General features: G+C 43.9%; 7 protein-coding genes. 4 read left to right on the plus strand and 3 right to left on the minus strand.

The features are described 5' to 3' along the window. Window positions 1-274 precede the first annotated feature (274 nt). Window positions 275-517 carry an NfeD family protein gene (locus F6J90_RS02285; RefSeq protein WP_293090909.1) on the plus strand — a complete coding sequence of 81 codons (243 nt, stop codon included), beginning with the start codon at window positions 275-277 and terminating at the stop codon, window positions 515-517. Between the two features lie 494 nt (window positions 518-1,011). On the opposite strand, the gene F6J90_RS02290 is transcribed toward F6J90_RS02285, so the two are convergent. Further along, window positions 1,012-2,322, minus strand: coding sequence for an amidohydrolase family protein (locus tag F6J90_RS02290; protein WP_366513667.1), 1,311 nt, complete (start codon window positions 2,320-2,322; stop codon window positions 1,012-1,014). On the opposite strand from F6J90_RS02290, the gene F6J90_RS02295 reads away from it, so the two are divergent. After that, on the plus strand, window positions 2,307-2,561 hold the full coding sequence (locus F6J90_RS02295; RefSeq protein ID WP_293090910.1) for a hypothetical protein: 255 nt from the start codon (window positions 2,307-2,309) through the stop codon (window positions 2,559-2,561). The genes F6J90_RS02290 and F6J90_RS02295 overlap by 16 nt on opposite strands. 19 nt (window positions 2,562-2,580) lie before the next feature. Here the strand turns inward: F6J90_RS02295 and F6J90_RS02300 are convergent, their stop codons facing one another. Beyond that, the gene (locus F6J90_RS02300; RefSeq protein WP_293090911.1) at window positions 2,581-4,854 is read right to left on the minus strand and encodes a TOMM precursor leader peptide-binding protein; all 2,274 of its coding nucleotides are present in this window, start codon (window positions 4,852-4,854) and stop codon (window positions 2,581-2,583) included. Window positions 4,855-5,498: 644 nt separating this feature from the next. After that, window positions 5,499-5,825, minus strand: a complete 327-nt coding sequence (locus F6J90_RS02305) for a hypothetical protein (RefSeq protein WP_293090912.1) — start codon at window positions 5,823-5,825, stop codon at window positions 5,499-5,501. Between the two features lie 536 nt (window positions 5,826-6,361). Here F6J90_RS02305 and F6J90_RS02310 point away from each other — a divergent pair. Both F6J90_RS02310 and F6J90_RS02315 read left to right on the plus strand, forming a co-directional pair. Next, window positions 6,362-6,580 (plus strand): hypothetical protein, encoded by a 219-nt coding sequence (locus tag F6J90_RS02310; RefSeq protein WP_293090913.1) that lies wholly within the window; start codon window positions 6,362-6,364, stop codon window positions 6,578-6,580. An 865-nt stretch (window positions 6,581-7,445) separates the two neighbouring features. Beyond that, a complete protein-coding gene (locus F6J90_RS02315; RefSeq protein WP_293090914.1) occupies window positions 7,446-12,716 on the plus strand; it encodes an ATP-binding sensor histidine kinase in 5,271 nt (1,756 codons plus the stop codon). The last annotated feature ends 67 nt before the right edge of the window (window positions 12,717-12,783 follow it).

The raw sequence follows: 12,783 nt of genomic DNA on the forward strand, positions 1-12,783 counted from the left end.
GCTGATTATACCTACCTCCACTCAAGTATATAATTTTGTACGCTTCACCACACTTATTTTAACCTTTCCATTGCCTTTATTTTAAAATTACTCATAAATCTCTCCAAAGTCACTGATAAGTTTATATAGCAGTTCTCAATCGGGTTAGGTACTTTCGTTATTGGTTAAGGAAGAAAATTTAGATGTACCTCACGCTTACTAGGAAACGCTATACATGACTATCTCAAGATTAAGCAGATCTAAGTAGAATTGCTGTATTGATAGATAACTAACCATGTTTAAACTATTTCGGTGTCATCAAGCCCAAACCTCCCCTAGCCAAACCCTTAACCGTTGGCAAGGAGAAGCTACTGTTAAAGTGGCCATACAACCCAATCAAAGCGGACGTGTACACTTCCGAGCCAGCTACTGGAATGCTAAATGTCCACAAGCCATCACTCTCAACCCTGGGGATATTGTTGAAGTAACTGGGATTGATAACATTACCCTGATTGTAGAACCTGCTTCTTTGAATTAAATCAGTGTATCAATACCGTAGAGTGTACTATTTCTAAGTAAGCATTCAGCCGTCAGCTGTCAGCTGTCAGCCTAATGCTTAAAATAAACCTCAGGAGAATTTAATAGTTCGAGATGAATCAGAGTTGAAAGTGTCAGAAAAATCCCATCTAAGCATATGCCCTACGCGCACGCTAAGGGAACAGTAGTTAGGGGTCAGCCGTTGGCCACAGGCCTTTGGCTGATAGCTGAGGGCTGATAGCTGAATGCTTACATTTCTAAAGTTTGCAAATCGCTTTCAAAACTTGGAGTATAACCATAGCGCGATCGCTTTCAAAAAAGCTGATAATCGGCATATATTGATAAGTTTGGGGATTACCCTAACCGATATAGATAAACTGATAAAGCAGACCATTAGTGGCTAATCCCCAAACAAATTATTGATGCTCTAGACTGTTGAAAGCATAAGTCAGTAATTGCGGTAAACCTGTTGATGCCTCAATGACTAATAACTCTTCACCCCAAACCATAAAAACGCATAGGATTATCCCAGAGGATCTTTTGCACTATCTTCTCAGATAGCTGGTCCTGAAGTGCTACCACTTCTTCAATAATCTTGGGATTGTGGTCTATGTGAGGGTAGTCAGAACCAAAGATCAAATTATCAGAACCAATGTACTTGATAATATCAGCCAGATAAGGCTCATCTGGCTCAATGGCAATGAAGCACTGGCGACGGAAATACTCTGAAGGCTTCATCTTTACATGGTCTTTCACCTCCCAGGCCAGTTGATCGTATTCTTCATCTAGCCGCCACAGCCAGTAGGGAAGCCAGCCGCAACCTGACTCAAGAAACGCTACTCTGAGATTGGGGTGACGCTCTAATACTCCCCCTTCGATCAGTGCCAACATGGCCATCATGTGTTCCATAGGATGAGAGCAAGCATGCATGGCAAAACGGGTATTAAATCGATCTGCTCCAGTGGTCGGTAATCGAGAATGGCTACCCTCATGAATGCCAACTGCTATGCCCAGGCTCTCACACTCCGTCCAAAATTGCTCATAGGCCGGGTCACTAAGCAGTCGTCCCTTAACCGGATTTGGTCGCACAAAGACAGCTTTCCAGCCAAACTCTGCGATCCGATGTAATTCCGACACCATGTTGCTGGGGTCGTGTAAACTAATCGCTCCTACCCCTTTCAGTAGTTGCGGGTCATAGCTGCAAAAGTCTCGTAACCAATTGTTGTAGGCACGGGTTAGTGCTGCTGCCAGTGAGGGATCCATAGTATCGATCGCCAACATCCACAATCCCATAGTTGGATACAGAAAGGAAATATCCACACCCATCCGCTTCATGGCCTTGACCTGAGAGTCTGGGCCAGAGCCTAGGTTTCTATTATAGGTAGCCTTGTTCCGGATTGCTACCTTAATTCCTTCAGCCCAGACAGCATCGGATATCTTATTATAAATTGTCTCACCTTCCACTCTCATATACTTAGTTGGAGGGGAAAAGATATCAATTTTTACAACCCCATCCTTTTGGGAGGGTTGATATCGATAGGGTGCATGACTTTTAAATGCCGGTTCCAGGTACTTCTCCCACATATCTATCGGTTCATTCACATGGCCATCGGCATCAATAATTTGATAGTCTTTCAGCATTGTTCTTCTATTGAAGGTTGAAGGTTTGATGTTGAAGGTTGAAGGTTTGATGTTGAAGGTTGAAGGTTTGATGTTGAAGGTTGAAGGTTTGATGTTGAAGGTTGAAGGTTCGATGTTGCAGGTTTGATGTTGAAGGTTGTTCGCGTAGCGTGGCCTTTTGGCCAAGGTTGAAGGTTGAAAGTTCGATGTTGGGCGACTATAGCAGTTTCTACTCTAATCAGGTAAAAATTATTTGTACCCTCTTGCCTCTTGCCTCTTGCCTTCCCCTCCTGGTCGGGGTTAGGGGTGGGTTCCTCTTGCCTCTTGCCTCTTGCCTCTTGCCTCTTGCCTGTTACCTACTCCCTACTCCCTACTCCCTACTCCCTGCTCCCTGCTCCCTAAAAAAATGTACCTCACCTAATTGAAAACCGCTATAGTTGCTGATCAGAAGAAAATCGGAAATGGGTTGAGTTGGTTTTCTTCGAGGGATTTTGGTAACTGACCCATCTGTACTGGCACATCATAAAGCCGTCCGGGAGCCCACCGTTTCCAAAAGTGTCGTAGACCGGGGACAATGACTTTGACAACATTGAGTCCGATATCGGGACGGGTTTGATCTAGAACCAGGGTTTCCATACCTTGCTTGGCAGCAATGTCTACACAGGTTTGAACATCGTCTCGCAGATCATCGCTGCTAAGTTGAGGATAATCGGTGTAGACTTTTGGAGTAGTGTTTTCATCGGGTACCAAATACGGCTGATTCTCTAAGGTAGCCATTCGCCACCAGTCTATAGCTAACTGATCGGAGTAGTTGTATTTGGTGCTGCCATCGGGAGCTATGGATATAACCGCTGGAAGCACCTGGTTTAATTCCGTTAGCGATCGCATAATCCCAATTTTGGGGTCGAAATGAGCACCGAAGGCAAAAATGATATCTTCGACAGGTTGATCAATTCTCCTGGAAAGAGCAGCAAAGGCGGGAATCCCTAAATCGCTAGTGATATCCAGTACCCAGAGTTCACGGTTGAGGGACTGGTAATACTCCTTAAGAGCTTTAAAATAGGGTTGGTTAAAACTGTCTAAATCCACAGCTGGTCGTTTGAGGCGGTTATACCACCACAGCGCTACACTATCTCGCTCCACTAACTCCATGAATCCTTGTAGGATTGCTTCTTCTTTGGTGTTGCCAGCAGCAGTACCATTGGAATCTGCCCAACAATCTGGTTTAGAGGGTTTCGGGTAACCGTAATAGCAGTAAGCTGTGGGTAAATACTTAAATGTTTTGTCAGTCAAAGACCAAATTGGTGTCCACTCAATCTCTCGTTCGGGATCAAAGGGTTCTGGAACCTTTTGAAAAAAGCTGGGACAGCTTTGATTCCAGTCCTGGCGGGTTTGGTATTGGCGATCGCTAAACAGCATACAAGCATTGGGGTGAATAGCCACATCCGCCATAGTGTTGTAGCTACCTTTGCGTCGAATTTCGTCTCCCTGAAACACACCAGAATATCTCTCAATCGCTTCCCCAAGGGCGCTGGCTTTTGCCTGAGCGTCAGTCTGTCCTTTGCCAGCACTTCTGCCACGCAGGTGTTTCCGCAAGAAGTATAAACTATGCAACATGCTGGCAAAATTATGTCCCGCCACATAGGTAGGGGTCAAATCGCTGTTTAACTTAGAAACTTTACTAATTCCTCTAACTGCTCCGATAATCGGACTGATGTGGTGTTCGTATCGCTTAAGGGTTTTTTCTGGTGAAACACAACGGTGTCCACCATCAGCTGTAAAGGTTTTCTTCCGGCTTTCTAATAAAACTGGCAAGGGGTCTCTATCTCCTAGATAGTCTGGGTCGCCACAACCAGGACATTGAGGACGCTTGACCAGAGTGTGATTTTTGGTTTGTAAGGATATGGTGTCAAAGGTGACCAGAGTCCCTTTCAGGGATGGATGGTCTCCCTGAACAATCCATTTGGCGATTTCAGTAGCCGCTAGATTTAGTCCAGTGTGTAGAGTAGACGGTAGTAAAGAGCGAGAGGTGGGGAAAGCCGTCCAGATACTATTAGGTTGGCGATGTTTGCGCAGAAAATCTTCCACGGGGCGATTGGCTTGCAGCCGTTGGGCTAGACATTCCCAACACCCAGTTTTTCCAGGCTCAAAAATCGGACCAATCCAAATCATTTTGCCCACTGGCTTGACCAGCATCCACGGACGCTGGGACTGTAAAGCTTTTTGATTGAAGCGATCAAGACCGACTTGGAGATAGTCATCGGTTAATACAACAGCAATGTCTCCTTCCTCAGCCACCTGAATATTGAGTGATTCCAGGATGGCGATCAAGGGTTGGGTTGGAACCGTGCCAAAGGAGGTTACTGAAACCTTAGTAGATTGCAAGCGGCTGGTGGCTGTGGTGTGATCAACATTCAGAAAATTCCAGAAGGCTGCTACCTCTGATGGCATATCCGAGGGCATAGGGTTATCGTTTTCCACGATATAGCCTTTCTTTTCCATCAGCATCAAGGCATAGTAAATCTCAGCCGTAGAGGCTTGGCCTTGCAGCAGGTTAACTATGTCTTCGACGGAATGCTCGCCATCAATTAAAGGAGCTAATTGTTCATAAAGATGACCATTTAGAACAAAATACTCTGACTCGGACAGCAGAAAAACACCAACCGATTCCACATCTTCGATATGAAAGCAAGGTTTGAATTTAGGTTTGTTAAGCATTGTTACTTTTTCTCTTTTCTCTAGGGAGGCATACTATCGCAAAGGGAACAGGGAGTAGGGAATAGGGAGTAGGGAGTAGGGAGTAGGGAACAAAAATTCTCACAGCAGCCTTAACTATGGCAGCACAATCAGGGGGCTAACCCTTGACAATAAATCAATAGCCCTGTAATCTAGTGATTAGTTGATGAAACTTACCGGATTTGCTATAGTTGAAGTAGGACTAGCTATAGCAAAATTCTAGGGCTTAGCTTAAGCTGACTAGCCCGGTTTGATAGAGTCGGTTTGATAGAGTCGGTTTGATGAAGTGGATTTGATTGAGGGAATGTACCGATACTCAATCTCATCCAACTAAGGCTGATCCAACTAAGGGACTAAGCAACGGGCAGGTAGAAAACGCCCGTTACCAGTCCAGATTGGGGATAGCTAACCCCCCGTTAGAGGTAAAGCCGGTTAGAGATAAAAATTGATAGGTTTGTATCTGGTTGCTCTATTAGGGTAATCGCTGACCTTAGCCTGTTTCAATCAGGCTTAATCAGGCGTTTACCCGATAGGGCTTTCCTTTGCTAAAGTCGATGGCGACTTTATGTTTTTGTTCAGACCTCTTCGGGGTAGTTAGCTAGTTTTCCCCAAAGCCACTAGGGATTTTAGCAGCACGCAGGAACGGGAGAGTCATCGCTTACCGCCTCTTGGACCCAACTACCAATCTGTGCATCTGTGAGGTCGGTGGGCTTAGCAGGCAGATTGATTTCATAAATCATTGCCCCGCCATCAGCAGTTTTGAGAGCTGGAGCGCCAGTAGAGCCCTGATTCACCACCACGTTCACGAAATCTTCAACCACTAGTCCGGCTTCCCGAAGAATTTCCCGAGGAGCACTGACAAAGCGCTTACGGAATTCATCGTCGATCCAGGCTTTGGCGACAACTTGGGCAACAGCAGTTTCTAGGGTTTTCCAATTTTCGGTCAATTTCATGTTGATTCTCCGGTACAAATTATCCTGTACAAACTATACTGTACAAAGTTAGTGGTTGCTTGGAGTATTTTGAGGTTTTTATCAACTCCAAGACTACAGGTTTGTTAAAACTTAATTTTGTTTTAACAATTTAGTTTTAACAAACGGTAGAAATTATTCCACCGTACTAATCGGGACTAATGGGGTAAGTAAATATACAGATATCTAGCGAAAGACTGCTAGGGATTTTCCCAGGGATATCATGGCTGACCCTAGACAAATCCAACCTACCGGAAGCAGGATGAAATCTTTATTTTGCTTAGGCAAGGTGCCCGTGTCGCTGCACCAAGTAAGGGGGATTAGTAGTAACTGAGCCTGACGGTGACATATAGATGATTTTACGGATATTTATAAGTATATAAACATACTTATAAATAAATCTCAAAAATAATATTTTCTTAATATTATTTTTGAGATTTATGAAAATTTGTTTATATTTATTTGATTTAATCTGTTTCCAATCATCAGCTCAGGCTTTAAAAAGAAACATAATAGTTTTGCAACCATTTGTCAATTCCCCGATGGGGAATACCCCTCTATTAATTAATGATAGAAAGAGGGAGTCGGGAGTCGGGAGTCGGGAGTCGGGGAGATGGGGAGATGGGGCGATGGGGCGATGGGGAGATGGGGAGATGGGGCGATGGGGAGATGGGGCGATGGGGAGATGGGGAGATGGGGCGATTTTTATTAAGGGTAATTATCCGGACATCATATAAAGAGACTTTTCAAACACCATTCGATCAACGAAGTAATTAACTGGACGTGATCTGAGTGTTACCTGAGTAGGATTTCCGGGAATTATAGAGATGTAATCCCTAAAATAGCCTGTAGGAAAATATGCTGTATGGAAGTTCTCAATTGAATCCAAGACCACTGACCTAAAGGTCGGGTAAAAGCAGAATGGGCAAAGGAAAAAGGGACAATAGCACTCCACCCTTCTCCCTTGACCGTTGAATTTTTCCTGACTAGGGCGTGTCTGCAAACCCAGGCTCGGCGTTGCATTTGGATGTAAAACGTTGGGTTTCACCGAGATCTTGCACCATTGTGATTCATCCTACGGTGGGCAGTGCCTACCAACGGGCTTTGCAAGGTTCTGAATCGGTCTGATGCACTGCCCACCCTACTGAACTACACCAGTGATTAATCCTACGGTGGGCAGTGCCTACCAACCCCCTTGGCAAGGTTCATGATCTGTCTGGTGCACTGCCCACCCTACTGAACTACACCAGTGATTAATCCTACGGTGGGCAGTGCCTACCAACCCCCTTGGCAAGGTTCATGATCGGTCTGGTGCACTGCCCACCCTACTGAACTACTGAACTACACCAAATTTTGGAGGCAAACAGACAGACCCTACTCAAGATGTCTGTACTTGAGCAAAATCAGAACCACAATCACCAAGATTAAACAAAATCAAACAAGATTCAATCAATATAGCGTTTTTCATAACTATAAGGTACACAGGATTTTTTCCCTATTCCCTGTTCCCTGTTCCCTAAAACCCAGGAATCTGTACCTCACCCAATTGAAAACCGCTATATAGCTATCACAATTACTATATCTAAAAACTTTAAGGGAGGGATGATGATGTTAAGTTTACCAAAATCTCAAATTAAACTTCTAGAAGAACTAGAAGCTGGTGTTAGTACAGTTGTTTATCGCGGCCATGACCAGCAACAGCAAAGACCAGTTATTGTTAAAGTTATCAATTCGGACTATCCTTCCCTTGAAGAGATTAGCAGTTTACGACAAGAATATGCAATCTCCCAAGCTATTGATTGTGAAGGCATTGTCAAATCCTACGGTCTGGAAAACTATAATAATGGGTTGGCGTTGATATTAGAAGATTTTGGGGGTCAATCCCTGAAGCAGTTTATCAACTCTCACCCCATGGCTATCAAGGAGTTTCTGCGGATAGCTATTTCTCTAGTAGAAACCTTGGATGAGCTGCACAATGTCCCGATTGTTCATAAAGATATTAACCCCTCTAATATCATCATCAATCCGGAAACAGGACAAGTTAAAATCACTGACTTGGGCATTGCCTCGCGCCTGTCTCTAGAGAATCCCACCACTAGGAATCCTAATTGGCTGGAAGGGACTCTTGCCTATATTTCACCGGAGCAAACCGGGAGGATGAACCGCTCCATTGACTACCGCAGCGACTTCTATTCCTTAGGTGCCACCTTCTACGAAATCCTAACGGATCGGGTACCCTTTATCACCAGCGATCCCATGGAATTGATTCACCATCATCTGGCTCAATATCCTGTCCCTCCTCATCAGCTTAATCCAGAAATTAGTGAAGTAGTTTCATTGATTGTGATGAAACTCTTAAGCAAAAATGCTGAAGACCGATACCAAAGTGCTGCTGGACTAAAGGTTGACCTAGAAAGCTGTCTATACCAGCTACAAACCACCGGAAAAATTGAAACCTTCACTCCCGGGACCTATGACATCGGCAGCCGACTGCTAATCCCTCAAAAACTCTATGGTCGCGAAGGGGAAGTAGCCACCCTGATGGAGGCCTTTGAACGAGTCAGTGTTGGAGCTACTGAGTTGATGCTGGTATCCGGTTACTCAGGGATTGGTAAAACCTCAGTAGTCAATGAAGTTCATAAACCAATTGTCAAAGCCCGAGGGTATTTTATTGGTGGTAAATTTGACCAGTTTAAGCGCAATAGTCCTTACGCTGCTCTGCTGGAGGCATTTCGGGGATTAATTCGGCAACTGTTGACAGAACCCGCTCAAACACTAGGGATTTGGAAAGAGAATTTAGTAAATGCTCTGGGTACCAATGGCAAGGTGATTATTGATGTCATTCCCGAAGTGGAACTGATTATCGGTAAACAGCCGGAAGTACCTCAACTCGGACCATCGGAATCCCAAAACCGATTTTTACGGGTGTTTCAACAATTCATCGGTGTCTTTGCCCAACCCCAACATCCCCTGGTGCTCTTCCTTGATGATTTACAGTGGGCAGATTTAGCCTCTTTAAGGTTGCTCCAGACCTTAATGACGAACTGCGATCGCAACTATTTATTAATCATAGGAGCTTATCGAGATAACGAAGTCAGTCCGACCCATCCCTTGATTCAAACCATTGAGAAAATTCAAGAAACTGACTCAGTCATAGATCAGATCACGATTGAGCCGTTACAGAAACAATACGTTCAGCAATTAGTAGCCGATACTCTCAATGACACCCAAGGAGAAAACCAGACCAAACCCCTAGCAGAGCTATTATTCCATAAAACCCAAGGCAATCCCTTCTTCTTGACCCAACTGCTCAAAACCCTGTACTCAGAAAATTTGCTGAGTTATGACGTCAGCAGTGGCAGCTGGCAGTGGGATATTGATGAAATTCAAGCCATTGGCATCACCGATTATAATGTGGTGGAACTGATTGCCAGAAGTATTGGCAAGCTACAACAAACGACCCAGCAGGTTTTAAAATTGGCAGCTTGTCTGGGCAATCAGTTTAACTTAGACATGCTAGCCATTGTCAATGAAGACTCAACCATTATCACTGCTGCTCAGCTCTGGGAGGCACTACAGATCGGTTTGATTCTGCCGTTGAGTGATACTTACAAAATTCCTCTGCTATTTGGACAGGAAGAATCCGCAGATTTTGGGCTTAGTGATGTCAAGGTTAACTACAAATTTTTACATGACCGGGTGCAGCAAGCCGCCTACTCTCTGATTCCCGAATCCGACAAACAAGCAACCCACCTAAAAATTGGCAAATTGTTGCTAAACCATACCACTCCAGAGGCACGGGAAGAGAATATTTTTGCCTTGGTTAACCAACTCAATTTTGGCACGGACTTACTCACCGCTCAGTGGGAAAAAGATGAGCTAGCTCAGCTCAATCTGACTGCGGGTCAGAAAGCCAAAGCCGCAGCAGCTTATGCCAGCGCTCTCAAGTATCTGAATGTAGGTCTAGGACTCCTAGCAGCAGATACCTGGGCTGACAACTATGACTTCACCCTCGCTTTCTATCTAGAAGTGGTGGAAGCGGAATACCTCAACAGCAATTTTGAGCAATCAAACCTCTTGGCTGGAGTTGCTCTGGCTCAAGCCAAAACTCAATTAGATCAAGTCAAGGTGTATGAACTAAAAATCCACTCTTATATTGCTCAAAACCAAATGCAAGTCGCTCTGGATACGGGGCTAGAGGTTCTGGAGATGCTCGGGATTCAACTGGAGCAAGACCCCCCCAAAGACCTGATTAGTGAGGATTTGGCTGACCTACCAGAAATGACTGACCTGACTAAACTAGGGGCTATGGGGATCTTAAAGTCTGTAGGAAACCCTGCTTTTATTGCTAATCCGGCATTGTATCCACTAATTATCTTTACACAAATCAATCTATGTATCAACCATGGGAATTCACATCTGTCCACGAACACCTATATTGCTTACGCCATAATCCTGTGTGAATTTATGGGAGATATCGATGGTGGCTATAAATTTGGTCAACTGTCTTTCATGCTGTTAGAGCAATTCCATGCTAAGGAGTTCAAATGCATAGTATTAGATGTTTTTAACGGTCATATCAGACACTGGAAAGAGCATCTCAAGGAAACCCTAAACCCCTTACTAGAGGCCTTTAACAGCGGTCTTGAAACCGGAAATCTAGAGTATGCCGGTTATGCTGCCCTCAACTACTGTAGCAACCTATTTTTTGTGGGAGATGATCTCGACGTTGCTGCTCAGAAGTATGGGCAGTATTTGGGGTGGCTGCAAAAAATGAAGCTGGACTATCATGTTATTTATGGTAAAATCGGCAAACAATTAACCTTAAATTTACTCGGCAGATCTGACGATACCTGTCAGTTAATTGGGGAAGGATTTAATGAATTAGAAATGCTTCCCATTTTAATAGAACAGAATAATGGAACGTCTCTGTTTTATCTATATCTTGCCAAATCCATTCTGTTTTATTGGTTTAAGGAACCCAAGCAAGCTGTTGCTCAGGCCAGGGCAGCAGAGCAATACGCACAATCTGTCGCTGGCTTGATTCTTGTTGCTGAGCACAATTTCTACTATTCTCTAGCGCTTTTGGCTCACTATCCCCATGTCGAGCAACAGGAGCAAGGTGAATACCTGACCCAAGTAGCAGCTAATCAGGAAACCATGAAAACCTGGGCATACCATGCTCCATCAAACTTCAAGCATAAGTACGAGCTAGTGGAGGCAGAGAAAGCACGAGTTTTAGGGCAACACTGGCAAGCCATGGAAATTTATGACCAAGGGATTGAAGGAGCAGCGGACCAGGAGTATATCCAGGAAGAAGCACTGGCCAATGAGCTAGCAGCAGAGTTTTATCTATCTTGTGGCAAACGAAAGATCGCCCAGGCTTACTTGACTGATGCCTACTATGGATACAGTCGCTGGGGAGCTGTGGCAAAAGTGAGAGACTTAGAATCAAGATACCCCCAACTCCTTAGCAAAATTACCGCCCAACCAACAACGACAGTTCCAGTAGATTCCATAACCAACTCAACGATAACACTAAGTTTAACAGCACTGGATTTATCTGACGTTATCAAGGCATCTCAAGCCCTTTCAGAAGAAATCATTTTCGATAAATTACTGGATAAATTGATGCAAATTCTCCTGACTAATGCTGGGGCTAAAAAGGGGTTTATCATTTTGTCAAAAGAGGGTAAATTTATTATAGAAGCGGCAGGTTCAGTGGTTAACGATGGAGTAACCTTACGGCAGTCAATCCCAGTAACCATTACTCAGCAGTTGCCCAGATCAGTGATTAATTATGTCGCTATTACTAAAGAAAATTTGATTTTAAATAATCTTGTCAATGACTCTACCTTTGCTGAGGATATATACATCATAAAGCATCAGCCAGAGTCAGCTGTGTGTTTGCCACTTCTCCGGAAAAACCATCTGATTGGTATGGTGTACTTAGAAAATAATATAATTTCTGGAAATTTTACCAATGAACACGTAGAAGTGTTAAACATTCTGTGTAGTCAAGCGGCAATTTCTTTGGAAAATGCTACTCTTTACCAGACTTTGCACGAAGTTCAAGTTAGGGAGCGACTGGAAAAACAGATTCGCAAATCTCTGGAAAGAGAAAAGGAACTCACTGAACTCAAATCTCGATTTATCTCTATGACTTCCCACGAGTTCCGCACCCCCTTAACCACTATTATGGGGGTTACTGAAATCTTCAAATATTACAGCCAGAATTGGAATGAGGATAAAAAACAAAGCTATCTAGATCGGATTCAAGCCAATGTCAAACATATGCTCCACATGTTGGATGACGTGTTGGTAGTCAATAAAGCCAACGCTGGAAAACTAAAATTTAACCCTGCACCATTAAATTTGCTTAAATTCTGCCGTGACTTAGTCGAAGAGATAGAACTAGGTCTTGACACCAAACAAACCATTTGTTTTTCTATTCAAGGTGAATGCCCAGAGGCTAGTTTCGATGAACAACTGCTCAGACACATCCTGAGAAATTTGCTCTCAAATGCTACTAAATATTCTCCCAATGACAGCACCATAAACTTTGACTTGATTTGTCAGGAAGAAGAGGTTATATTCAAGATTAAAGACCAGGGTATTGGTATTCCCGAAGAAGACCAAAAGCAACTGTTTGAGTCATTTCATCGATGCAATAATGTGGGCAATATTCCAGGAACTGGACTCGGTCTTGCAATTGTAAAACAGTCTGTGGAAGTACACGGTGGTCAAATTACAGTAAATAGCGAAGTTGGTATTGGCACAACCTTTACTGTCACAATTCCACTGTACTCACCTGCAGTACCAGAGCAAGTACAAACACCGAGAGCTCTTTGCCAGTTGGCAGTTGGCAGTTAATCCTAATACCAATTATCATTATGCCTAGAAGAAAGGATTAGTTTTACTTGGTCTTGAAAAGCGTTTA

Origin of the sequence: Moorena sp. SIOASIH (assembly GCF_010671925.1) — a bacterium.
GTDB lineage: Bacteria > Cyanobacteriota > Cyanobacteriia > Cyanobacteriales > Coleofasciculaceae > Moorena.